Source organism: Corticimicrobacter sp., assembly GCF_040137905.1.
Classification (GTDB): domain Bacteria; phylum Pseudomonadota; class Gammaproteobacteria; order Burkholderiales; family Burkholderiaceae_B; genus Corticimicrobacter.
This window is the reverse complement of sequence record NZ_JBEFDG010000082.1, coordinates 1-23400: the sequence shown is the minus strand read 5'-3', so window position 1 is coordinate 23400 and position 23400 is coordinate 1. Positions and strand designations below refer to the sequence as shown.

Here is a 23400-nt window from a genome sequence, read left to right as displayed (position 1 = left end):
TGGTGAGGCTCTGTGTGGGCAGGTGTCAGTCGCCGTTGCTCGACGCATCGATGCGGTAGCCGCTGCCATGTACGGTCTGGATCAGGTCGTTGCCCAGCTTGCGGCGCAACTGGTGGATGTAGACTGCCACCGTGTTGCTTTCGATAGTGCCGTGGTTGCCATAGACGGCATCTTCGAGATGCTCGCGCGCCAGGGTGCGACCCCGACTTTCCAGCAGGGCCAGCAGTGTGCGGTACTCATGCTCGCTGAGCGACACCAGGCGGCCGGCCCGGTAGACCTGGCGTCGTGCGGGCTCGATGACAATATCGCGAATCTGCAGCTGGGGCGTGACGGTCTGCTGACTGCGACGGATCACGGCACGCAACCGGGCGCTCAGCTCATCAAGCTGGAAAGGCTTGACGACATAGTCGTCGGCGCCGGCATCCAGTCCTGCGATGCGCTCGCTGACCTGATCGCGTGCTGTCACGATCAGGACGGGCGTGGCATCGTAGCGGTCGCGCAGGTGGCTCAGCACCTGCAGCCCGGAGGCATCCGGCAGGCCGATGTCGAGTAGCACGGCCTGGTACTCATGCCCGGGTGCCAGACTGATGCGGGCCGTCGCGGTATCGCGGGCCCAGTCAATCGTGGCCTGCATATCCTGTTGCAGGCCGGTCTGGATAGCGTCACCCAGCAGGGCATCGTCTTCGACCAGCAGGATACGCAGGGATGCCATGATCAGCCCTTGAGCCGGCTGCGCTGTTCGCGCACGCGTACCAGGGTGTCCTGGAACTGGACCAGGCGCGCCTTTTCCTGCTCGACGACGGTGGCTGGTGCACGTTCGACGAAGCTGGCATTCGACAGCTTGCCTTCGGCCTTGCCGATTTCCTTTTCAAGTCGTTCGATTTCCTTGTCCAGCCGTGCCTGCTCGGCGGCCACGTCGATTTCGACGTGCAGCATCAGGCGGTTGTCACCGACTACCTGTACGGGGGCACCCAGATCGGGCAGGGTGTCGGCAATCTGCACTTCGGACAGCTTGGCCAGTGCGGCCAGGTAGCCCTGGTTGCGTGCCAGCACGGTCTGGTTGCCGGTCGCGATCAGCGGCACGCGCTGGGCGGGCGACAGACTCATCTCGCCGCGCAGTGCGCGTACGGCTTCGATCTGTGCCTTGAGTTCTGCCATGTCGGCTTCGGCTGCTTCGTCGATGGCAGCAGGATTGGCCTGGGGGTAGGGCTGGATGCTGACGCTGCTGGTCTCGTCGGTGCGACGCTTGCCGGCCACCAGCGATACCTTCTGCCACAGTGCCTCGGTGATGAACGGAATGATCGGGTGCGCCAGTCGCAATGTGACCTCGAGTACCCGGATCAGGGTGCGTCGGGTGCCCAGTTGCTGTGCCGGCGTGCCGGTCTGGATCTGTACCTTGGCCAGTTCAAGGTACCAGTCGCAGTATTCGTCCCAGACAAAGCGGTACAGTGCATTGGCAATGTTGTCAAAACGGTAGTCGGCAAAGCCCCGCTCGATGTCAGCCTCGAGTTTTTGCAGCAGGCTGATGATCCAGCGATCGGCGAAGGACAGTTCGGCCTGCGAAGCCTCCGGGCTGTCGGCTCGTTCCAGGCCAAGCGCATGGCCTTCGGTGTTCATCAGCACGAAGCGTGTCGCGTTCCAGAGCTTGTTGCAGAAGTTGCGGTAGCCTTCGCAGCGCTTGAGGTCGAAGTTGATGTTGCGGCCCAGCGTGGCATAGGCGGCCATGGTAAAGCGCAACGCATCGGTGCCGAATGCGGGGATACCGTCGGGATAGGTCTTGCGGGTCTTTTTCTCGATATCGCCGGCCTGCCTGGGATTCATCAGGCCGGTGGTGCGTTTCTGAACCAGGGTTTCGAGGTCAACGCCGTCGATGAGGTCGACCGGGTCGAGCGTGTTGCCCTTGGACTTGCTCATTTTCTGGCCGTCGGCATCGCGGATCAGGCCGTGCACATACACATGCTTGAACGGGATCTGGCCGGTCAGGTGGGTCGACATCATGACCATGCGGGCGACCCAGAAGAAAATGATGTCGAAGCCGGTGACCAGGACGCTGGAGGGCAGGTAGCGCTCAAGATCGGGCGTCTTTTCGGGCCAGCCCATGGTGGTGAAAGGCACCAGGGCCGAGGAGAACCAGGTGTCCAGCACATCGGCATCGCGTGTCAGCGGACCGGCCACGCCGGCTTCGCGGGCCTGGGCCAGTGCTTCTTCTTCGGTGTGGGCCACGAATACCTGGCCGTCTTCGCTGTGCCAGGCCGGGATCTGGTGGCCCCACCAGAGCTGGCGTGAAATGCACCAATCCTGGATGTTTTCCAGCCACTGGTTGTAGGTCGTGGTCCAGTTCTCTGGATAGAACTTGATATCGCCCTTGGCGACGGCATCGAGTGCGACCTGGGTGATGCTTTTGCCGGGATGGAAGGTGCCTTCCGGGGCGGCCTTGCTCATGGCCACGAACCACTGGTCGGTCAGCATGGGCTCGAGGACGACGCCGGTCCGGTCGCCCTTGGGTTGCATCATGGTGTGCTTGTCGACCTTGACCAGCCAGCCCTGGGTTTCGAGTTCCGCGACCACGGCCTTGCGGGCGTCGAAGCGGTCCAGGCCCCGGAACTGCTCGGGGGCGTTGTCGTTGATGCGGGCATCCAGCGTCAGGATGTTGATCAGCGGCAGATCGTGGCGTTGTGCGCAGGCATAGTCGTTGAAGTCGTGGGCGCCGGTGATTTTCACGCAGCCCGTACCGAATGCCGGATCGACGAAGTCATCGGCGATGATCGGGATTTCACGCCCGCTCAGAGGCAGGACGAGCATCTTGCCGACCAGATGGCTGTAGCGCACATCATCGGGATGGACGCTGACGGCATTGTCGCCGAGCATGGTTTCGGGCCGGGTGGTAGCCACGGTCAGGCCGCGCAGCTCGGTACGGTTGCCTTCGCTGTCGGTGATGGTCTGCGGGCCGTCGGCGAAGGGGTAGAGGATGTGCCACAGGTGGCCTTCGGTCTCCTCCATCTGCACTTCGAGGTCGGAAACGGCAGTCAGCAGCTTGGGATCCCAGTTGACCAGCCGCTTGCCGCGATAGATCAGGCCCTGGCGATAGAGCCGCACGAAGGTTTCGACCACGCCGCGCGACATGCGCTCGTCCATGGTGAAGTATTCGCGGGGCCAGTCGGCCGAGGCACCCAGGCGACGCACCTGACGGGTGATGGTGGAGCCCGACTGCTCTTTCCAGGCCCAGACTTTTTCGGTGAATTTTTCACGGCCAAGGTCATGGCGGGAGATTTTCTGCGCGTCGAGCTGACGTTCGACGACGATCTGGGTGGCGATGCCGGCGTGGTCGGTGCCCGGCACGAAGACCGTGTCGTCACCGGCCATGCGCCGATAACGGATCAGGCCATCCATGATGGTCTGGTTGAAGGCGTGCCCCATGTGCAGGGTGCCGGTCACATTGGGTGGCGGGAACTGGATGACGTAGGGAGCTGCCGCGTCGGCCTGGGCCGGACTGACGTGCTGGCCTGCGGCAAAGTAGCCCCGGCGTTCCCACTCGGGGTACCAGTAGGCTTCCAGTTCGGCGGGTTCGAAGCTCTTGGGGAGTTCGGCGTTGTGATCGGTGGATGAGGTCATTGCGTCTGAAATAGATGTCGTGTCGCCGGCGAGGCGCGCAGCGGCAGAAGTTGTAAAGTCAACCCGTTATTCTAAGTGAATACGCAGAGGATGGGATGGAGGAAGTCCAGGACGGTTGCGGATGTCTTGTGGTTGTGATGATTGGAAATGATATGTATGAATTCCGGGGGATGTTCTAAAATCCGTCCCCCCTCCCCCTCTGGGGAGATGGGTGTTTTTACAGATAGGGAAGCTTTGAATATGCTTGGAAGTAGCAAGAATGCCGGTGCCGCAGTCGATGAGGCACAAATCCTGAAAGAGTTGCACCAACGTATCGAACAGCAGAGCCTGCCTGTAGCCGTCAGGGACGAGATGGAGGCGCAGTTGGTCGATCTGGATTCGTACATGGGAACGTCGGCCTTGACAGGGCTGCAGGCCCGAACCAATCGGGCCAATATCTGGGGAGGTGTGATGGCATCCCCTTTCTTGATATATATGCTGTTTTTGGTGTTCAACCGCTTTACCGACAAGCTGGGGCTGCATTTGGGTGGCACGGCTTTGTTGAACAGGTTCAACGCATTTCTGCTGGATTCCTGGTGGTTGCTGGTGCTGTGGCTTGTGGTTATGGGGGGGCTGTTTCTCTATTACTACGGGCTCAAGCGCAAGACTGAGCAGGCAAGAAAAATGCTGATAGATGCTTTTTATGCCAGGACTTCGTCGTTTGGCGGTGTTTGAGTGGTCGGTATGTTTGGGTCTTTTGTGAGATGAATCATGAGTTTGTTTGGTTTTGCCAGTGCCCTTGGCAGTGCGATGGAAAATACGGAGTTGCTGAAGGCGCTGCATCAGCGCATCGAACAGCAGCGAGTGCCTGTGGCATCGCGGGATGATCTGGGGCCGCAACTGCTTGAACTGGAGCGCTATATGGGGTCTACCGCGTTCAGTGATGTGCAGTCCAGGGTTCGCAAGAGCACGATCTGGATGATCGTGGTGTTTTTGCCGGTAGCTGTTTTTATGTTGCTTGCCGGTGGGGCTTACGGACTGGAAATGTTCGGTGTCGGGTCGGGTGTGGATGCCGTGGTGCATCAACTGGCCCTTTTTGTGACTGCCTATCCGTCGCAGGTGATGGTGTGGGCCGCGCTGGCAATAGCGATACTGGTCTACTGGAAGTGGCTTGGTCACAAGGCCGGGCAGGTCAGGCTGGCATTGGCTGATGCCTTTTTTGAAAAGACAGAACCCGCGGCACCGTTTGGCGGTGCCTGACTGTGTGACAGACTGCGCACGATGGGCGTACTGCGTGCGTCCGTCATGATAGAATGATGGGCTGGGCATAGTGCCTAGAATCCCTCTGTTTTCAGGCAGACCAACGATTGCATGGCGGACCTGCCAGGCATGCTGCCTGATTCCACCCCGATTTTGATCGTTTCTGTCTGGAGTTCTCCATGTCCGTAGAGCGTACGCTTTCCATCATCAAGCCCGATGCCGTTGCCAAGAACGTGATCGGCCAGATCGTTGCCCGTTTCGAGCAGGCTGACCTGAAGGTCATCGCCGCCCGTCTGCAGCAACTGTCCCGTACCGATGCCGAGCGTTTCTACGCCGTTCATGCCGAACGCCCCTTTTTCAAGGATCTGGTCGAGTTCATGATCTCCGGCCCGGTGTTCGTGCAGGTGCTCGAGGGTGAAAACGCCATCCAGAAGAACCGCGACCTGATGGGTGCCACCGATCCCAAGAAGGCCGAGGCCGGCACCATCCGCGCTGACTTCGCCGACAGCATCGACGCCAACGCCGTGCACGGTTCCGATGCGCCCGAAACCGCGCGCAACGAAATCGCCTTCTTCTTCCCCGAGTTCAATATCCACAGCCGCTGATCGGCTGCGACAGATCTGCCGTGAACGATACCGTAAGAGAAAACCTCCTGGGGCTGACGCCCGCCGAACTGTCCGACCTGGTCGGAAAGTGGGGCGGCAAGCCTTTTCGTGCACGGCAGTTGCAGCGCTGGATACACCAGCGTGGCGTCGATTCCTTCGATGACATGACGGATCTGGCGCGGGATTTTCGCGCCAGCCTGTCTGCGCATTGCATGATCAGTGCGCCGGGCGTCGTGACCGAACACCTGTCGGCCGATGGCACGCGCAAGTGGCTGTTCGACGTCGGTCAGAACAATGCCGTCGAAACCGTATTCATCCCCGAGGACGACCGGGGTACGTTGTGTATTTCCAGCCAGGCCGGCTGTACCGTCGGCTGCCCGTTTTGCTCGACAGGGCACCAGGGCTTCAACCGCAACCTGCAGACCAGCGAGATCATCGGTCAACTGTGGTGGGCGCGGCGGGTGCTGGCCGAGGCGCAGGCGCGCAGTGGCGAGCCGGTACGCGAAGGGTCCGATACCCGGCTGGTGACCAACGTCGTCATGATGGGCATGGGCGAGCCCTTGCTCAACTACGATCAGGTGGTCAATGCGCTGCACCTGATGCTCGACGACAATGCCTATGGCCTGTCGCGTCGCCGGGTGACGGTGTCGACGTCAGGCGTGGTGCCGATGATGGATCGTCTGTCCAAGGATTGCCCCGTGGCGCTGGCAGTATCGCTGCATGCGCCCAACGATGCGTTGCGCGACCGGCTGGTGCCACTCAACCGCAAGTATCCCCTCAAGGAACTGCTGGCGGCCTGCGAGCGCTATCTCGACCATGCGCCGCGGGATTTCATTACTTTCGAATATGTCATGCTGGATGGCGTCAATGACGATGACCAGCATGCACGGGAACTGATCCGGATTGCCCGGCAACTGCACTGCAAGTTCAACCTGATTCCGTTCAACCCTTTCCCGCAGTCCGGCCTGTTGCGCTCGCCATCCGCGCGCGTGCGTGCCTTCGCCGGCATCCTGATGGATGCGGGCGTGGTCACCACGGTGCGCAAGACGCGTGGCGACGATATCGATGCCGCCTGTGGGCAATTGGCCGGTGAGGTGCGTGATCGCACCCGTATCAGCGAACGGATGCCAGGGGCACGTGCTGCCATCCCGATCAAAGAGGTTAGAGCATGACGCGCAGCGTTGAACGCACGGATGAAGTATCCCTGTCCAGGAAACTGGCAACGGGGTTGAGTGACAATGGGCAAGGGGCTGGTGCAGCCCTCAGGGCGCTGCGCGAATCCAAGGGATTGACCCTGGAAGATGCCTCGGCCTATATGAAGCATCCGGTCAGCCGGATCCAGGCGCTTGAGGAAGAGCGCTGGGACGTCCTGCCCAAGGGCACGGCGTTGCGTGGCATGATTCGCAACTATGCTCGCTTCCTGGGGGCTGACGGTCAGGCGCTGGTGCAGGCGCTGGAGCCTGCGATCGGCAAGACTGGTGCCGGGCTCGGCGAAAGCGTGCTGGCCAAGGGCGTGCCCGATATCCGTGAGCGTGCCCAGGTCGGCAGCTGGGTCTGGCTGTTTACCCTGCTGCTGGTATGCGCGGCGGTATTGGCCTATGCCAGTTGGCAAGGCTGGCTGCCTGCGGACTGGTGGTCGGGCGAAGGCAACTGACAGGAGGGCGGCGTATGTCCGGAGACGTGCACAACATGGCATCCTTGGAGACGGCGCAGTCATACCAGCAGGCGCTGGAAGCTCGCATCGAGCATGCGCCGGAACCCGATGCCGCTGGCGCACAGGCCCGACGCCTGACTCGTCAGGTAGTCGTGCAGCATGGTGAACGACGGGTCCGGGTGGGCGCAGACGCGCCGGTCGTGGTCCAGTCCATGACCAATACCGATACTGCCGATGCCGTGGCGACGGCCATTCAGGTCAAGGAACTCACGCTGGCGGGTTCCGAGATGGTGCGGATCACGGTCAACAGCCCGGAAGCTGCTGCCGAGGTGCCGGCCATTCGCGAGCAGCTCGACCGCATGGGCGTGGATACGCCCTTGATCGGTGATTTCCACTACAACGGCCATAAATTGCTGTCCGATTTTCCGGAATGCGCCCAGGCGCTTTCCAAGTACCGTATCAATCCTGGCAATATGGGTGGCGGCAAGCGCCGCGACGACAATTTTGCCAAAATGATCGAGGTGGCCTGCCGTTACGGCAAGCCGGTGCGTATCGGTGTCAACTGGGGCAGCCTCGATCACGAGCTGATGGCCCGCATGATGGATGCCAACAATCGTCGCACCCAGCCCTGGTCGGCCCAGGCATTGATGCGCGAGGCCCTGGTGGTGTCTGCCATCAGCAATGCCCGTCGCGCCGAGGAGCTTGGGTTGCCGGGCGATGCCATTGTGTTGTCCTGCAAGGTCAGCCATGTGCAGGACCTGATCTCGGTCTATCGCGATCTGTCGGCGCGCTGTGATTATCCCCTGCACTTGGGGCTGACCGAGGCCGGCATGGGCAGCAAGGGCATCGTGGCCTCCACGGCAGCGCTGTCGGTGCTGATGCAGCAGGGTATTGGCGATACGATCCGCATTTCGCTGACGCCCGAACCGGGGGGCGATCGCGGGCGTGAAGCCATCGTTGCCCAGGAAATCCTCCAGAGCATGGGCTTGAGGGCCTTTACCCCCATGGTGGTGGCCTGCCCCGGTTGCGGACGCACCAGCAGCACATTTTTCCAGGAATTGGCCGACAGCATCCAGACCTACCTGCGCCAGCAGATGCCGGTCTGGAAAACCCGCTATCCGGGGGTCGAGAACATGAACGTGGCCGTCATGGGGTGCGTCGTGAACGGGCCGGGCGAAAGCCGGCATGCCGATATCGGCATCAGCCTGCCGGGAACAGGAGAGGTGCCGTCGGCACCCGTGTTCGTCGATGGCGAACGCACGGTTACACTAAAGGGTGAGCGCATCGCCGAGGAATTCCAGGCGATCGTCGAGAACTATGTGGCGCGCCGTTATGGTGCGCAGGACGCCTGTACACAGGCAGATTCGCAGGCAATATGAGCACTTCCTTCCAGAAAGTCGCCGCCATCCGCGGCATGAACGATATCCTGCCCGGCGAGGGCGCACGCTGGGAACGCTTCGAGGCGCTGGTGCGCGATTGGCTGCAGCAGTATGGCTACCGCAACATGCGTACGCCGGTGCTGGAGCAGACCCGTCTGTTCACGCGCGGCATCGGCGAAGTCACCGACATCGTCGAGAAGGAAATGTATACCTTCACGGACTCCCTCAATGGCGAATCCCTGACGTTGCGGCCCGAATTCACGGCAGGAGCCGTGCGTGCCACCATCGAGCACAATCTGATCTACGATCGCCCGCAACGCGTCTACACCATGGGTCAGGTGTTCCGCCATGAACGCCCGCAGCGGGGTCGCTATCGCCAGTTCCACCAGATCAGCGTCGAGGCACTGGGCATGTCTGGTCCTGATATCGATGCCGAGATGATCGTCATGCTGGCGCGGCTCTGGAAGCTGCTCGGACTGGACGATATCCGCCTGGAGCTCAATTCGCTGGGGGCCAGCGAAGAGCGTGCCGCGCACCGTGCTGCGCTGATCGAGTACCTGGAGCGCCATCGCGATATCCTTGATGAGGATGGTCTGCGCCGCATGTACAGCAATCCGCTGCGCGTGCTGGATACCAAGAATCCGGCCTTGCAGGAAATGGCCAACGGCGCACCGCGTCTGTTCGATTTCCTGGGCGCTGAGTCGCGTGCGCACTTCGAGGGCGTCTGCCAGCGGCTGGATGATGCCGGCATTGGCTATACACTCAATCCCCGGTTGGTGCGCGGGCTTGATTACTACAACCTGACCGTATTCGAATGGGTGACCAATCGGCTCGGTGCCCAGGGTACGGTGTGTGGCGGTGGCCGCTATGATGGACTGATCGGCCTGCTGGGCGGCAAACCCGCGCCTGCCGTTGGTTTTGCGATCGGCATGGAACGCCTGCTTGATCTCTGGAGCCAGGCAAGCCCGGTCGAAGCAGCGCCTGAATGCCAGGTCTATATCGTTCATCAGGGAGATGCGGCTCAGCGCAGGGCAGCCCAGCTTGCCGAGGCACTGCGCGATGCAGGGCTGGCCGTGATCGTGCACGCCGGAACGGGCAGTTTCAAGTCGCAGTTCAAGCGGGCCGATGGCAGCGGTGCAATGGTTGCCGTCGTGCTGGGTGATGATGAACTGGCCCAGAGTGTGGCCAGCGTCAAGTATCTGCGTGCCGACGTGCTGTCGGCTACCGAGGCGCAGGTGGCCGGCCAGCAGACCCGCATTCCCTTCGACACGCTGGCGCAGGCGCTGGCCGAGCATCTGGCCTGAGCGGGCCGGCTCATCTTCCCCCGACAGACTGATTATTGATTAGGACAGGTGTATGGCACACGATCTCGAAGAACAGGAAAAACTGGAGGCGCTCAAGGCGTGGTGGGGGCGCTACGGTGCCGGTATCGTCGGCGTCATGCTGCTGCTTGCCCTGTCCGTTCTTGGCTGGCGTGGGTGGCAGTGGTATCAAGGCCACCAGGCTGATCAGGCGATGGGCTATTTCGAGGCGCTGGAATCTGCTTCGTCCAACCAGGGACCGGAGTCCGTAGATCGCATCCGCTCCGCCAGCCAGGTGCTGCGCGAAAAATATGCAGATACCGCCTATGCGGGTCGTGGTGCGCTGGCTGCGGCCCATGCGCTGCAACACAATGGTGCACCGGATGCGGCGCGTGCCGAACTGGAGTGGGTCATTGCCTCGGGCGATGCCGCATTGGCACCGGTGGCAAGGCTCAATCTGGCCAGTCTGCTGCTCGACCAGAAGGATTATGATGCAGCGCTGGGCCAACTGGTCAATGCGCCTCAGGCCTACCTGGCCCTGTTCGAGGATCGTCGTGGCGATATTCTGGCTGCACAGGGCAAGCCGGATGAGGCGCGGGTCGCATGGCAGCAGGCACTCGATGCGCTGGGTGCCGGCGAGCCTCAGTCGGCCGTGATTCGTCTCAAGCTGGAAACGTTGCCCAATACGGATGCCTGAGGCATCCGGGCTGTTCTGTCGATCAAGGATTCCTATGCAACTGCATGATTATCTGGTTCCCACCTACCGTGCCGCACGGCGTCTGACCTGCGTGCTGGGCATTGCAGCGCTGGGTGCCTGCTCGCTGTTTTCGTCCACGGATGAACGTTACGAACCAGCCAAACTGACCGAATATGCTCCCGAGCTGGTGGTCAACAAGGCCTGGTCGGCCTCGTTCGGCAGTGGTGGTGGCCTGGGCTTCGCACCAGCTATCGTCGGACCTGATGTCTATGCGGCAACGGCCAACGGCAAGGTCGCCAAGTATGAACTGGCCACAGGCCGCCAGCAGTGGGTGATCGATACCGATACGGATCTGACTGCAGGGGTCGGTTCCGATGGGCAACTGGTTGTCGTGGCTTCGCCGCGTGGCGAGGTCATTGCGCTGGATGCGTCCGGCCAGGAAAAATGGCGTGCCCATGCCACCAGCGAAGTGTCGATTCCACCTGCTGTCGGCAACGGTATCGTTGTGGTACGCAGCGGTGATTATCGTATCCAGGCTTTCGATGCCGAGACCGGCAAGCGGATCTGGAGCGTGCAACGTCCGGGCCCGGCACTTGCCGTGCGTGCCGGCACGCAGATGGTGATGATCGATGGCATGGTGCTGACGGGCCTGCCGGGCGGCAAAATCCTGGCACTGGATGCGGCGACGGGCAATGTCCAGTGGGAAGGTACGGTTGCCGTTCCCAAGGGTGCGGGTGATCTGGAACGTGTGACCGATGTGGTCGGTGCGCCCCAGTTGGCCGGTCCGCTGATGTGCGCCGTGGCCTATCAGGGCCGAATTGTCTGCTTTGATGTCGCTGCGGGCGGTACGCTGCGCTGGTCCAAGGATTTCTCGAGCAGTTCGGGCATGACGGTGGATCGTCGCAATGCCTATGCGGCCAACCTGCAGGGTGAGGTGCATGCCTTCGCGCTGGATGGCGGTGCCAACCTGTGGCGGCAGAATGCCCTGCGCAACCGCCAGCTCTCGGCACCCGCTGCAACCGGCGACAGTGTCGCCGTGGGTGATTACCAGGGTATCGTGCATTTTCTTTCGCCAGTCGATGGGCGCCAGTTGGCGCGTATCTCGGTCGGCGGTGGTGCTGTTGTCTCGCCATTGCAGGCTACCCCGAATGGTGTGCTGGTGCAGCGTGGCGATGGCGACCTGACTCTTCTGTCGGTGGAATAAATACGTGGCAATGCATCCTGTCGTGACTCTGGTGGGGCGCCCCAATGTGGGCAAATCCACGCTGTTCAACCGCCTGACCCGCTCCCGAGCGGCACTGGTGGCCGATTTTCCCGGGCTGACCCGTGACCGCCACTATGGCCACGGACGTATCGGCCCTGTTCCCTACCTTGTGGTCGATACGGGTGGTTTCGAGCCGGTTGCCAAGGATGGCATTCTCAAGGAAATGGCTCGTCAGACCCAACAGGCCATCGTCGAGTCCGATGTGGTGATCTTCCTGGTCGATGGCCGGGCTGGCATCAGCGCCCAGGATCACGATATTGCCCGCCAGTTGCGACGTGCAGGCCCGACCGTATTGCTGGCGGTCAACAAAGTGGAAGGCATGACTACGGGCGTTGCCACGGCTGATTTTTATGAGTTGGGCCTGGGGCAGCCCCATGCGATTTCATCCGCCCATGGTGATGGCGTGGCCGAACTGCTCGACAAGGCGCTTGCGCCCTGGGTAGCGGCACCTGAGCCCATCGAGGACGAGGAGGATGCGCCGGCATGGAGTGAAGCCGAGCCCGTGCTGGAGGCTGTGGCGATAGACGAGGCTTCTGTCGAAGCGGGGGGCGGAGTAGAGGAGGGGGCCGAGGCTGCGCTGCGTCATCGCGTCAAGCTGGCGGTCGTGGGCCGTCCCAATGTCGGCAAGTCGACGCTGATCAACAGTCTGCTGGGCGAAGAACGGGTTATTGCATTCGATATGCCCGGCACGACGCGCGATGCCATCGAGATCGAATTCGAGCAGGGCGGCAAGTCCTATACCCTGATCGATACAGCAGGCCTGCGCAAGCGCGGCAAGGTCTTCGAAAGCATAGAAAAGTTTTCCGTCATCAAGACGCTGCAGGCCATCGAGGCGAGCAATGTCGTGGTGCTGATGCTCGACGCGCAGACCGAGATATCCGAGCAGGATGCCCATATCGCCGGTTTTGTTCTGGAAACGGGTCGTGCGCTGGTGGTGGCCATCAACAAATGGGATGGTCTGGACAGCGATCAACGGGAATGGATCCAGCGTGAGTTCCAGCGCAAGCTCCGCTTTCTGTCGTTTGCGCGCATGCATACGATTTCGGCATTGCGGCACCAGGGTATCAAGGGCCTGATGAAATCGGTCGAGGCGGCGCATGCGGCAGCGTTTGCAAAGCTGTCCACGCCACGCCTGACACGCGCCTTGCAGGCGGCGATCGAGCAGCAACCGCCGCCGCGAAAGGGTATTTTCCGGCCCAAGATGCGCTACGCGCACCAGGGAGGGCAGAATCCTCCGCTGGTCGTCATCCACGGCAGTGGTCTGGACAATGTAGGCGATTCGTATCGCCGCTATCTCGAGACCCAGTTCCGCGATGTGTTCGACCTGGCAGGCACGCCATTGCGCATTGAATTCAAATCCTCCCGCAATCCCTATACACAAGGTAACTGAATGAGTCGCTATTGGAGCGCGGTTGTCCAGGGGCTGACGCCGTACGTACCGGGAGAGCAGCCCAAGATTCATAATCTGCTCAAGCTCAATACCAACGAAAATCCCTACGGGCCATCGTTCCGTGCGCTGGAGGCCATTCGGGCGGCTGCCGCCGATGGCTTGCGGCGTTATCCGGATCCCGAGTCCGATGTGCTGCGCCAGGCGTTGGCAAGCTATCATGGCCTGCAGCGCGAGCAGGTTTTCGTTGGCAATGGCTCCGACGAAGTGCTTGCCCACGCTTTCCAGGCGTTGCTCAAGCACGATGGCCCATTGCTGTTCCCGGATATCACCTATAGCTTCTATCCGACCTATTGCGGCCTGTACGGGATCAAGTACGAAACCGTTCCGCTGGATACCGAATTCCGCATTCAGCCCCGGGACTACCTGCCGACGGCGCGAAGCGTACCGGCAGGGGGCATCATCTTGCCCAATCCCAATGCACCGACAGGCATTGCCCTGACGCTGGAGCAGATCGACGGCATCGTGTCCGCCAATCCGCAGGCCGTCGTGGTCGTGGATGAGGCCTACGTGGATTTTGGTGCTGAATCGGCTGTCAGTCTGCTGTCGCGGCATGCCAACCTCCTGGTCGTGCATACTTTTTCCAAGTCGCGAGCACTGGCGGGACTGCGCGTAGGTTATGCGCTGGGACACCCCGGACTGATCGAAGCCCTGAACCGCGTCAAGAACAGCTTCAACTCCTACCCGCTGGATACCCTGGCTCAAGCGGGGGCGGTGGCCGCACTGCAGGACGAAGCGCATTTCCGCAAGATCTGCGCTGCCATCCAGAAGAGCCGGGGGCTGCTGGTGGAAGGCCTGCTTCAGCAGGGGTTTGTCGTGTTGCCCTCGAGCGCCAATTTTGTCTTTGTACGGCATCCGAAGCGTAGTGGTGTATCGCTGGCGGCAGCTTTGCGTGACCACGGCATCATCGTCAGGAATTTTGGACATCCGCGCATCGAGCATTTCCTGCGGATCACGGTTGGCCAGGATGCCGAGTGCCGACGCCTGCTGGACACGCTGAGCGAAATCCTGGCGCAATGACTGAAATACAGCCGTCATGCATCGGACGGCGTTCGCAGGTTGGTATCAAGGTTGTGTTGCTGCAAACCAACACAACCGGCTGGAAATTGAAGTTATCAGTTCTTAGCAATAGCCAGCCGCGTGAATTTTTGATGCAATAGCACTCAACTTCCCATCGCGGAGTTAGAAGGGGTGGCGGTACACATGTTGTAATGTGCTTCCCTGGTTACTCAATCTACGGAGATTTCTTACATGAAAAAGACTCTGCTTGCTGCTGCTCTGACCGTCGGTTTCGCCGGCGTCGCCAACGCAGAAACTTCTGTCACCCTGTACGGCCTGATCGACACCGGTTTCGGCTACACCCAGTTCAAGAACAAGAGCGCTGAGGCTGATCAGGCAAACAAGACCCGTCGTGTCGGTCTGTACGATGGCGTTCAGTCCGGCAATCGCTGGGGTCTCCGTGGTTCGGAAGATCTGGGCGATGGCCTGCGCGCTGTGTTCCAACTGGAAAGCGGCTTCAATCTGACTGATGGTGAAAGCCAACAAGGTGGCAAGCTGTTTGGTCGTAACGCCACGATCGGTCTGGCCAACGACAGCTGGGGTTCGCTGACCTTCGGTCGCCAAACCAACGTGTCGTCGCGCTTCATCGCTGACAGCGGCATCGCCAGCCCGTTCGGTGATTCGTTCGCCAACGCCGCCATCGGCCAGACCTTCACCTCGGCCGCTACGGTCCGCGCTGATGACACCGTCGTCTACGTGAGCCCGAGCTTCTCCGGCTTCACCTTCGCTGCTGGCTATTCCTTCGGTGTGAAGGGTCAAGACTGGAAGGTTTCCGGTGGCGACACTTTCAATGCTGATGGAGATCTCGTCAATAATACAGACGCGAGCCTGAAGCTGCTTACGACCGGTCTGTTGTACAGCAACGGTCCTCTGGGTCTGGCTGCAACCTATGAGCAACTGAGTGGCGATACCCTGGACGAAAAAGTCAAGGCTTGGAACTTGGCTGCTAGCTACGACTTCGAAGTTGTGAAGCTGCATGCTGCTTACGGTCAAGAGCGTAACGGTACGATGAGCAACTCCAATACGGCTCAACTGGAAGATATCAATGCGATCCAGTTCCGTGAAGCATGGGGCGACAGTGTTTACAAGGCCAACAACTGGGCGTTTGGTGTTAGCGCTCCGCTGGGCGGCGGCAAGCTGATGGCTGGCTGGGCTCAATCGAAGGCCAAGGGCGAGCTGCGTGATCTGATCGATGAAGTTGCTGATGCCAAGACGCAAAACAACTACGCCATCGGCTACACCTACGACCTGTCCAAGCGCACCAACGTGTACGCTGTCGGTTCGTACATCAAGGGCTACGCCTTCCAGGACGTGACCGCTACCCAAGCAATCGTGGGTCTGCGTCACCGCTTCTAATCAGCTTGCATAGCTTGGCTATGCATGCCTGATGCCAGTGCTTGCGCTGGCTTGAAGAAAAAAACCGCCCTTCGGGGCGGTTTTTTATTGGCCCACAGGGTTATTGGCAGCTTTCTTTCGGAATTTGTAGGGAGGCTTAGTGTGTGCGGTCGTGCACAGGTTCCCTGCAGGGAAAAATATTTGTTTTTTCATGTGTATATCATAAAAAGCAATCGCTCTCATCTGTCTGGAATGTGCTCATAAATCAAGCCCATACGTACAGACATTGACGAAAGTCTATAGCTATCGCCTTCGTCGTAAAATGCTACAATCCACAGGTTTACGCATTATCTGGATGCCTGAATGAACCTGCAACAATATTTCCCCGTTCTGCTCTTTATTGTCGTGGCGACGCTGATCGGGTTTGCCCTGATCGGCGCGGGCGCGCTGCTGGGGCCCAATCGTCCCGACGATCAGAAATTGTCGCCGTACGAGTGCGGTTTCGAGGCATTCGACGATGCGCGCATGCAGTTCGATGTGCGGTACTACCTGGTCGCCATCCTGTTCATCCTGTTCGACCTTGAAATCGCTTTCCTGTTTCCCTGGGCCATCGCCTACGGTACGGTTGGGCTGGTCGGATTCTGGACAGTCATGGTTTTCCTGCTGGTCCTGACAGTGGGCTTCATCTACGAATGGAAAAAAGGCGCGCTCGACTGGGATTGATCCCGGGGCTGAGGTAAATCATGGCAATAGACGGCATTCTCAAGCAAGGTTTCGTGACCACCAGTGCGGACAAGTTCCTCAACTGGGCGAAGACCGGTTCGATGTGGCCCATGACCTTCGGTCTGGCCTGTTGTGCGGTCGAGATGATGCACGCCGGTGCGGCGCGCTACGATCTCGACCAGTTCGGCATCATTTTTCGTCCCAGCCCGCGTCAGTCCGATCTGATGATCGTGGCCGGCACCCTGTGCAACAAGATGGCACCGGCATTGCGCAAAGTCTACGATCAGATGCCCGAGCCGCGCTGGGTTGTCTCGATGGGCTCCTGTGCCAATGGCGGTGGCTACTACCACTACTCATATTCGGTGGTGCGCGGTTGCGACCGCATCGTGCCTGTCGATATCTACGTGCCGGGCTGTCCGCCCACGGCCGAAGCGCTGGTCTACGGTCTGCTGCAAATGCAGAACAAGATCCGCCGTACCAACACCATTGCCCGCTAAGGCATCGGTCAGGAAGCAGACATGACCCGACTGGAAACCCTCAAGCAAAACCTGCTGGCTGCGTTTGGCGAAAATGCGCAGATCATCGATGCGCTCGGCGAACTGACGCTCGAAGTGCCGGCAGAACAGTGGACCGCCACTGCCCTGCAGTTGCGCGACGACGCCCAACTGCGTTTTGAAACCTGTATTGACCTGACAGTAGTCGATTACTCCGCCTGGGGCAACGGCAAGCACGCCGGCCTGCGTTTCGGTGTGGTGATCCATCTGTTGTCCGTCACGCACAACTGGCGTCTGCGCGTGCGTGCCTGGGCTCCCGATGATGAATTTCCCGTGGTGGCCTCGTTGCTGGATGTCTGGCCCGCCGTCAACTGGTTTGAGCGCGAAGCATTCGACCTGTATGGCGTGATGTTCGAAGGGCATCCTGACCTGCGTCGCATCCTGACCGACTACGGTTTCATCGGCCATCCGTTCCGCAAGGACTTTCCGGTGCTGGGCAATGTCGAAATGCGCTATGACCCCGAGCAGAAGCGGGTGGTATATCAGCCCGTCACAGTCGAGATCCGCGAGAATATCCCGCGTGTGATCCGCGAAGACGGTTATGGAGTGGGGCGCTGAACATGGCAGATATCAAGAACTACACCCTGAACTTCGGTCCCCAGCATCCAGCTGCGCACGGTGTGTTGCGTCTGGTGCTGGAACTCAACGGTGAAGTGATCCAGCGGGCTGATCCACATATCGGGTTGCTGCATCGCGGGACCGAGAAGCTGGCCGAGCAGCGTACCTTCCTGCAGGCACTGCCCTACATGGACCGGCTGGATTACGTGTCGATGATGTGCAACGAGCACGCCTACGTCCTGTCCATCGAAAAGCTGCTGGGTGTGGAACCGCCGCTGCGGGCCCAGTATATCCGCGTGATGTTCGACGAGATCACGCGTATCCTGAATCACCTGATGTCGCTGGGCTCGCATGCACTCGACGTCGGTGCGATGGCCGTGTTCCTGTATGCCTTTCGCGAGCGCGAAGACCTGATGGACTGCTACGAGGCTGTCTCGGGTGCACGCATGCATGCTGCTTATTATCGTCCGGGTGGTGTCTACCGTGATCTGCCTGACAGCATGCCGCAGTATGGCGAAACCAGCCGCTTCCGTGGCGAGAAGGAACTGCGCCTCATGAACGAGGCCCGGTCCGGTTCGCTGCTCGATTTCATCGAGGATTTCACCAACCGTTTCCCGGCCTGTGTCGATGAGTATGAAACCCTGCTCACCGACAACCGTATCTGGAAACAGCGTCTGGTCGATATCGGTGTGGTCGATCCCGATCGTGCCAAGGCCCTGGGCTTTACCGGCCCGATGTTGCGCGGATCCGGCGTGGCCTGGGATATACGCAAGATGCAGCCTTACGAAGTCTACGATCTGGTGGATTTCGATGTGCCGGTCGGTGTCAACGGTGATTGCTATGACCGCTATCTGGTGCGCGTGGCCGAAATGCGTCAGAGCAACCGGATCGTCAAGCAGTGCATCGAGTGGTTGCGCAACAACCCCGGTCCGGTCATGAGTGACAACCACAAGGTCGCGCCGCCTCAGCGTGTCGGCATGAAAACCAACATGGAAGAGCTGATCCACCACTTCAAGCTCTTTACCGAAGGTTTTCATGTGCCGCCGGGCGAGGCCTACGCGGCTGTCGAGCATCCCAAGGGTGAATTCGGCATCTATCTGGTTTCGGATGGAGCCAACAAGCCTTATCGTCTCAAGATCCGGGCACCGGGTTTCGTGCATCTGCAGGCACTCGACGAAATGTCGCGTGGTCACATGCTGGCAGATGCCGTCACCATCATCGGTACCCAGGATATTGTTTTTGGCGAAATCGACCGCTGACCGGATTTCCGGACAGAGGAAGAACGCCGTTCGCTTCGATCATCTCCGTCTTCGGACGGGGCAGTCGAAGAGAATGTTTAACTCGGACTTGAACCATGTTGCTATCCGAACAGGCTTACCAGCGCATAGATCGCGAGCTTGCCAAGTACCCGGCTGATCAGCGGATCTCAGCCACCATGTCGGCATTGAGGATCGCCCAGCAGGAGCGTGGCTGGGTGTCGGCAGAGGTCATTGAAGACCTCGCCGGCTACATCGGCATTCCGCCCATTGCGGTGCAGGAAGTGGCGACTTTCTACAACATGTACGATCTCAAGCCGGTCGGTCGCTTCAAGCTGACGGTCTGCACCAATCTGCCCTGTGCCTTGCGCGGTGGTGAACAGACTGCAGACTATCTCAAGCGCAAGCTGGGCATCGGGTTCAGGGAAACCACGGCAGATGGCCTGTTCACGCTGGTTGAGGGCGAATGCATGGGTGCCTGCGGCGATGCCCCGGTCATGCTGAAGAACAATCATCAGATGTGCACGCGGATGACCGAAGATCAGGTGGATATCCTGGTCGAAGATCTCAAGCGTCAGGCCCAGGCCAGCGGCATGGATGCCGTGCCTGGTTCGAACGGTGCAGAAGGAGCGGCATCATGAGTGGTCTGACTTTCGACGCAGCCGACCTGTCACGATCGATGTGCCTGCATGGCCGGCACCTCGAGCCGCAGATCATGGCTGGCCTCGATGGCAACAATTGGCGTCTCAAGGATTATGTCGAGCGCGGCGGCTATGAGGCGCTGCGCAAGATCCTGAGCACCGGCATGACGCAGGAAGAAGTCATTGCCGAGGTCAAGGCCGGCTCGCTGCGCGGTCGTGGCGGTGCGGGTTTTCCGACCGGCCTGAAGTGGAGCTTCATGCCCCGTAACTTTCCAGGTCAGAAGTATCTGGTCTGCAACTCCGATGAGGGCGAGCCCGGCACCTTCAAGGATCGCGATATCCTGCGCTTCAATCCGCATATCGTGATCGAAGGCATGGCGATTGCCGCCTATGCCATGGGCATCACCGTCGGCTACAACTACATTCACGGTGAAATCTTCGAGGTCTACGAACGTTTCGAAGAAGCACTGGAAGAGGCGCGTGCCGCCGGCTTCCTGGGTGACAGGATCCTGGGCAGTGAGTTCAGCTTCCAGCTGCATGCGCACCATGGCTATGGTGCCTACATCTGTGGCGAGGAAACCGCGCTGCTCGAATCGCTGGAAGGCAAGAAAGGGCAACCGCGCTTCAAGCCGCCGTTCCCTGCCAGCTTCGGCCTGTATGGCAAGCCGACCACCATCAACAATACCGAGACATTCGCGGCCGTGCCGTGGATCATCCGCAATGGTGGACAGAAATATCTCGAGGCAGGCATCCCCAATGCGGGCGGCACCAAGCTGTTCTCGATTTCCGGTGATGTCGAACTGCCAGGCAACTATGAAGTGCCGCTGGGTACGCCGTTCTCCAAGCTGCTTGAGCTGGCGGGCGGCATGCGCGGTGGCCGCAAGCTCAAGGCTGTGATCCCGGGGGGCTCCAGTTCGCCGGTTATCCCCGGTGACATCATGATGGGCCTGACGCTCGATTACGATGCCATCGCCAAGGCAGGTTCCATGCTGGGTTCGGGGGCCGTCATCGTGATGGACGAGACTCGCTGCATGGTCAAGTCGCTGCTGCGCCTGTCCTATTTCTATTTCGAGGAAAGCTGCGGCCAGTGCACGCCTTGCCGTGAAGGCACGGGCTGGCTCTACCGCGTAGTCAAGCGCATCGAGGAAGGGCAGGGCCGTCCGGAAGATCTGGACCTGCTCGACTCGGTGGCCGGCAACATCATGGGCCGTACCATCTGTGCGCTGGGCGATGCCGCAGCCATGCCGGTGCGCGGCTTCCTCAAGCATTATCGCGACGAATTTGCATACCACATCGAGCACAAGCACTGTGTGGTGCCAAGTTATCTGTAGGTTCAGGAACAGCCATGGTTGAACTCACCATAGACGGCAAGTCGGTCGAAGTCCCCGAAGGCAGCATGGTCATGCATGCGGCCCACAAGCTTGGGACCTACGTGCCGCACTTCTGCTACCACAAGAAACTGTCCATCGCGGCCAACTGCCGCATGTGTCTGGTCGAAGTGGAAAAGGCGCCCAAGGCCCTGCCGGCCTGCGCCACCCCGGTCACCAACGGCATGGTGGTCCACACGCAATCCGAAAAGGCCGTGGCGGCCCAGAAGAGCGTGATGGAGTTCCTGCTGATCAACCACCCGCTCGATTGCCCGATCTGTGATCAGGGTGGCGAGTGCCAGCTCCAGGATCTGGCAGTAGGTTATGGCCAGTCCTATTCGCGCTACGAAGAAGAAAAGCGCGTGGTATTCCACAAGAGCCTGGGGCCGCTGGTCTCGGCCGAGGAAATGAGCCGCTGCATCCACTGTACGCGTTGCGTGCGCTTCGGCCAGGAAATTGCCGGCGTCATGGAACTGGGTATGCTGGGCCGCGGCGAGCACTCGGAAATCACGTCATTCGTGGGGCGAGCTGTCGAGTCCGAGTTGTCGGGCAACATGATCGACATCTGTCCGGTCGGTGCCCTGACATCCAAGCCGTTCCGCTACCAGGCACGTACCTGGGAACTGGCACGTCGCCGTTCGGTCAGCCCGCACGACAGCGTCGGGGCCAATCTGGTGGTCCAGGTCAAGGGCGAGAAGGTGCTGCGCGTGGTGCCGTTCGAGAACGACGCCGTCAACGAGTGCTGGATCAGCGATCGCGACCGTTTCTCGTATGAAGGCATCAACAGCGATGATCGCCTGACGGCACCGATGGTGCGGGCCTGCGGCGGTGAATGGCGTGAAGTATCCTGGTCGGATGCGCTGACCGCCGTGGCCGAAGGCCTCAAGGATGTGCGCGAGCATGCGGGTGGTGCCGGCATCGGCGCACTGGCCTCCGAATATGCCACGACCGAGGAATATGCCCTGCTGGCACGCCTGATGCGTGCACTGGGTTCCGAGAATGTCGATTTCCGCCTGCGCCAGACCGACGAAGGCTTCGATGCCGCCCTCGAGGGCACGCCCTGGCTGGGCATGGATATTGCCGATCTCGACAGCGTCGATCGCGTGCTGGTGATCGGCTCGGCAATCCGCGCCGAACATCCGCTGCTGGCACAGCGCCTGCGCCAGGCTGCCAAGCGTGGCACGCAGGTATCGTTCATCGATGCACTGGCCGAAGATCCGCTGCTGCCTGTGACCGGCCGCCTGACCGTGGCTCCTGCCCAATGGCTGGATAGCGTTGCGCAGGTCGTGGTCGCCCTGGCCAAGACCAAGGAACTTCCGGTGCCGCAATGGGCCGGTACGATCGAGGCCGGCGAGACGGCGCGTGCTATCGCCGCCAGCCTGGCGTCGGGCGAAAAGGTTGCCGTATTGCTCGGCAACCAGGCACTGTCGCATGTGCAGGCCAGTACGCTGGCCGCCAATGCGGCTGCGCTGGCCGAACTGGCAGGGGGCACACTGGGCTTCCTGGGGGCTGGTGGCAACACTGTCGGCGGCTACCTGGCGGGCGCAACACCGGGCAAGGGCGGCCGTAATGCGGCTTCCATGCTGTCCGAGCCGCTCAACGCCTATGTGGTCCTGCATGCCGAGCCGGTGCTTGACGCCGACAACGGAGCCAAGGCCATCGCCGCACTGCAGGCCGCACAGTTTGCCGTGGCACTCACGCCCTATCGTTCGGTGGCCGAAGACTGGGCGCATGTCATGTTGCCGGTGACGCCGTTTACCGAAACCTCGGGCACTTTCGTCAACGCCCAGGGGCTGGCACAGAGCTTCAAGGGCGCGACTGCCCCGAAGGGACAGGCACGACCAGGCTGGAAGGTACTGCGTGTACTGGGCAATGTGCTGGGCCTGGAAGGTTTCGACGAAGAAACCTCCGAAACCGTACGCGACAGTGTGCTGGGTGGCAATATCCGCGCCGCACTGTCGAACGGTATCAAGGCTGCGCCGGCCGTATCGGCATCGGCTCCGGTCAAGCTGCAGCGCGTGGGTGATGTGCCGATCTATCGCAGCGATGCCATCGTGCGCCGCGCCGAATCGCTGCAGGCCATGCGTGTCTCGCGCCTGCCGGCGGCAGGCATCAATGCCGCCACCCTGGCCGAGCTGGGGCTGGAAGCAGGCACGCCAATCCGCGTCGGCAGCCCGGTGGGCAGCATCGAAACCGTGGCGGAACTCGACAAGACCGTGGCCGATGGCTGCATTCGTCTTGCCGCCGCCTTTGAACAGACTGCCGCGCTGGGCGGCAGCCAGGTCGAACTCAGTGTGGAGCGTCTCTGATGGAGTGGCTCGGTTCTCTCGAAGCGCAGGCTGTTGCGCTGGTCGGTCCGACGATCTGGTTGATCGTCTGGACTCTGGTCAAGATCGTCTGCATTGCCTTGCCGATCATTCTGTGTGTGGCGTACCTGACATACTGGGAGCGCAAGATGATCGGTGCCATGCACATCCGCCTCGGCCCCAACCGGGTTGGTTTTCGTGGCCTGCTGCAACCCTTTGCCGACGTGTTCAAGCTGCTCACCAAGGAAGTGATCCTGCCGAGCAAGTCGAACAAGGTGCTGTACATCCTGGCTCCGGTCGTGACGCTGATGCCGGCGCTGGCTGCCTGGGCGGTGGTGCCGTTCGGCCCCGACATGGTGCTGGCCAACGTCAATGCCGGCCTGCTGTACATCATGGCGATCAC

At 60.7% G+C, this 23400-nt stretch carries 22 protein-coding genes; 20 read left to right on the top strand and 2 right to left on the bottom strand.

Going from position 1 to position 23400, the window contains the following annotated elements; genetic code table 11:
* Positions 1-25: 25 nt before the first annotated feature.
* Positions 26-703 (bottom strand): response regulator, encoded by a 678-nt coding sequence (locus ABN482_RS13850; protein ID WP_349504548.1) that lies wholly within the window; start codon positions 701-703, stop codon positions 26-28.
* 11 nt (positions 704-714) lie between these two features.
* Positions 715-3612: a valine--tRNA ligase gene (locus ABN482_RS13845; protein WP_502877303.1), complete on the bottom strand. Its 2898-nt coding sequence runs from the start codon at positions 3610-3612 to the stop codon at positions 715-717.
* A gap of 156 nt (positions 3613-3768) precedes the next feature.
* Here ABN482_RS13845 and ABN482_RS13840 point away from each other — a divergent pair, with 156 nt between their 5' ends.
* The 20 genes from ABN482_RS13840 to ABN482_RS13745 all read left to right on the top strand — a co-directional run.
* Complete coding sequence (locus ABN482_RS13840) at positions 3769-4326, top strand: DUF6097 family protein (RefSeq protein ID WP_349504532.1); 558 nt, start codon at positions 3769-3771, stop codon at positions 4324-4326.
* A gap of 36 nt (positions 4327-4362) precedes the next feature.
* Positions 4363-4851, top strand: coding sequence for a DUF6097 family protein (locus ABN482_RS13835; protein ID WP_349504531.1), 489 nt, complete (start codon positions 4363-4365; stop codon positions 4849-4851).
* A gap of 179 nt (positions 4852-5030) precedes the next feature.
* Positions 5031-5456 (top strand): nucleoside-diphosphate kinase, encoded by a 426-nt coding sequence (gene ndk / locus ABN482_RS13830; RefSeq protein WP_349504530.1) that lies wholly within the window; start codon positions 5031-5033, stop codon positions 5454-5456.
* Positions 5457-5476: 20 nt separating this feature from the next.
* The gene (rlmN, locus tag ABN482_RS13825; protein WP_349504529.1) at positions 5477-6628 is read left to right on the top strand and encodes a dual-specificity RNA methyltransferase RlmN; all 1152 of its coding nucleotides are present in this window, start codon (positions 5477-5479) and stop codon (positions 6626-6628) included.
* Complete coding sequence (locus ABN482_RS13820) at positions 6625-7110, top strand: helix-turn-helix domain-containing protein (protein ID WP_349504528.1); 486 nt, start codon at positions 6625-6627, stop codon at positions 7108-7110. The genes rlmN and ABN482_RS13820 overlap by 4 nt, the downstream gene beginning before the upstream one ends.
* A 35-nt stretch (positions 7111-7145) precedes the next feature.
* The gene (gene ispG, locus ABN482_RS13815) at positions 7146-8489 is read left to right on the top strand and encodes a flavodoxin-dependent (E)-4-hydroxy-3-methylbut-2-enyl-diphosphate synthase (protein WP_349504527.1); all 1344 of its coding nucleotides are present in this window, start codon (positions 7146-7148) and stop codon (positions 8487-8489) included.
* Entirely contained in the window at positions 8486-9793 is a 1308-nt protein-coding gene (hisS, locus tag ABN482_RS13810; protein WP_349504526.1) for a histidine--tRNA ligase, read from the top strand. The genes ispG and hisS overlap by 4 nt, the downstream gene beginning before the upstream one ends.
* Before the next feature lie 52 nt (positions 9794-9845).
* The gene (locus tag ABN482_RS13805; protein ID WP_349504525.1) at positions 9846-10487 is read left to right on the top strand and encodes a YfgM family protein; all 642 of its coding nucleotides are present in this window, start codon (positions 9846-9848) and stop codon (positions 10485-10487) included.
* 34 nt (positions 10488-10521) lie between these two features.
* Positions 10522-11691: an outer membrane protein assembly factor BamB gene (bamB, locus tag ABN482_RS13800; RefSeq protein WP_349504524.1), complete on the top strand. Its 1170-nt coding sequence runs from the start codon at positions 10522-10524 to the stop codon at positions 11689-11691.
* A 4-nt stretch (positions 11692-11695) separates the two neighbouring features.
* On the top strand, positions 11696-13141 hold the full coding sequence (gene der, locus ABN482_RS13795; protein WP_349504523.1) for a ribosome biogenesis GTPase Der: 1446 nt from the start codon (positions 11696-11698) through the stop codon (positions 13139-13141).
* Positions 13142-14218 carry a histidinol-phosphate transaminase gene (hisC, locus tag ABN482_RS13790; protein WP_349504522.1) on the top strand — a complete coding sequence of 359 codons (1077 nt, stop codon included), beginning with the start codon at positions 13142-13144 and terminating at the stop codon, positions 14216-14218.
* A 231-nt stretch (positions 14219-14449) separates the two neighbouring features.
* Positions 14450-15613 carry a porin gene (locus ABN482_RS13785; RefSeq protein ID WP_349504521.1) on the top strand — a complete coding sequence of 388 codons (1164 nt, stop codon included), beginning with the start codon at positions 14450-14452 and terminating at the stop codon, positions 15611-15613.
* Between the two features lie 342 nt (positions 15614-15955).
* The gene (locus ABN482_RS13780; protein ID WP_143858665.1) at positions 15956-16315 is read left to right on the top strand and encodes an NADH-quinone oxidoreductase subunit A; all 360 of its coding nucleotides are present in this window, start codon (positions 15956-15958) and stop codon (positions 16313-16315) included.
* 20 nt (positions 16316-16335) lie between these two features.
* The gene (locus tag ABN482_RS13775) at positions 16336-16812 is read left to right on the top strand and encodes a NuoB/complex I 20 kDa subunit family protein (RefSeq protein ID WP_109061867.1); all 477 of its coding nucleotides are present in this window, start codon (positions 16336-16338) and stop codon (positions 16810-16812) included.
* Between the two features lie 21 nt (positions 16813-16833).
* Positions 16834-17427, top strand: coding sequence for an NADH-quinone oxidoreductase subunit C (locus tag ABN482_RS13770; protein ID WP_349504520.1), 594 nt, complete (start codon positions 16834-16836; stop codon positions 17425-17427).
* A gap of 2 nt (positions 17428-17429) precedes the next feature.
* A complete protein-coding gene (locus tag ABN482_RS13765; RefSeq protein ID WP_349504519.1) occupies positions 17430-18686 on the top strand; it encodes an NADH-quinone oxidoreductase subunit D in 1257 nt (418 codons plus the stop codon).
* A gap of 95 nt (positions 18687-18781) precedes the next feature.
* The gene (nuoE, locus tag ABN482_RS13760; protein ID WP_349504518.1) at positions 18782-19324 is read left to right on the top strand and encodes an NADH-quinone oxidoreductase subunit NuoE; all 543 of its coding nucleotides are present in this window, start codon (positions 18782-18784) and stop codon (positions 19322-19324) included.
* Positions 19321-20655, top strand: a complete 1335-nt coding sequence (gene nuoF, locus ABN482_RS13755; protein ID WP_349504517.1) for an NADH-quinone oxidoreductase subunit NuoF — start codon at positions 19321-19323, stop codon at positions 20653-20655. The genes nuoE and nuoF overlap by 4 nt, the downstream gene beginning before the upstream one ends.
* A 14-nt stretch (positions 20656-20669) precedes the next feature.
* On the top strand, positions 20670-23000 hold the full coding sequence (gene nuoG, locus ABN482_RS13750; RefSeq protein WP_349504516.1) for an NADH-quinone oxidoreductase subunit NuoG: 2331 nt from the start codon (positions 20670-20672) through the stop codon (positions 22998-23000).
* Positions 23000-23400, top strand: a 401-nt coding sequence (locus tag ABN482_RS13745; RefSeq protein ID WP_349504515.1) for an NADH-quinone oxidoreductase subunit H, incomplete at its 3' end; no start/stop codon positions are given. The genes nuoG and ABN482_RS13745, both read left to right, overlap by 1 nt.

Coding starts and splice junctions, on each gene's coding strand:
- ABN482_RS13845 (WP_502877303.1), bottom strand. CDS start 3,612: ATGACCTCATCCACCGATCACAACGCCGAACTCCCCAAGAGCTTCGAA.
- ABN482_RS13840 (WP_349504532.1), top strand. CDS start 3,769: ATGAATTCCGGGGGATGTTCTAAAATCCGTCCCCCCTCCCCCTCTGGG.
- ABN482_RS13835 (WP_349504531.1), top strand. CDS start 4,363: ATGAGTTTGTTTGGTTTTGCCAGTGCCCTTGGCAGTGCGATGGAAAAT.
- ndk (WP_349504530.1), top strand. CDS start 5,031: ATGTCCGTAGAGCGTACGCTTTCCATCATCAAGCCCGATGCCGTTGCC.
- ABN482_RS13820 (WP_349504528.1), top strand. CDS start 6,625: ATGACGCGCAGCGTTGAACGCACGGATGAAGTATCCCTGTCCAGGAAA.
- ispG (WP_349504527.1), top strand. CDS start 7,146: ATGGCATCCTTGGAGACGGCGCAGTCATACCAGCAGGCGCTGGAAGCT.
- hisS (WP_349504526.1), top strand. CDS start 8,486: ATGAGCACTTCCTTCCAGAAAGTCGCCGCCATCCGCGGCATGAACGAT.
- ABN482_RS13805 (WP_349504525.1), top strand. CDS start 9,846: ATGGCACACGATCTCGAAGAACAGGAAAAACTGGAGGCGCTCAAGGCG.
- bamB (WP_349504524.1), top strand. CDS start 10,522: ATGCAACTGCATGATTATCTGGTTCCCACCTACCGTGCCGCACGGCGT.
- hisC (WP_349504522.1), top strand. CDS start 13,142: ATGAGTCGCTATTGGAGCGCGGTTGTCCAGGGGCTGACGCCGTACGTA.
- ABN482_RS13785 (WP_349504521.1), top strand. CDS start 14,450: ATGAAAAAGACTCTGCTTGCTGCTGCTCTGACCGTCGGTTTCGCCGGC.
- ABN482_RS13780 (WP_143858665.1), top strand. CDS start 15,956: ATGAACCTGCAACAATATTTCCCCGTTCTGCTCTTTATTGTCGTGGCG.
- ABN482_RS13775 (WP_109061867.1), top strand. CDS start 16,336: ATGGCAATAGACGGCATTCTCAAGCAAGGTTTCGTGACCACCAGTGCG.
- ABN482_RS13770 (WP_349504520.1), top strand. CDS start 16,834: ATGACCCGACTGGAAACCCTCAAGCAAAACCTGCTGGCTGCGTTTGGC.
- ABN482_RS13765 (WP_349504519.1), top strand. CDS start 17,430: ATGGCAGATATCAAGAACTACACCCTGAACTTCGGTCCCCAGCATCCA.
- nuoE (WP_349504518.1), top strand. CDS start 18,782: ATGTTGCTATCCGAACAGGCTTACCAGCGCATAGATCGCGAGCTTGCC.
- nuoF (WP_349504517.1), top strand. CDS start 19,321: ATGAGTGGTCTGACTTTCGACGCAGCCGACCTGTCACGATCGATGTGC.
- nuoG (WP_349504516.1), top strand. CDS start 20,670: ATGGTTGAACTCACCATAGACGGCAAGTCGGTCGAAGTCCCCGAAGGC.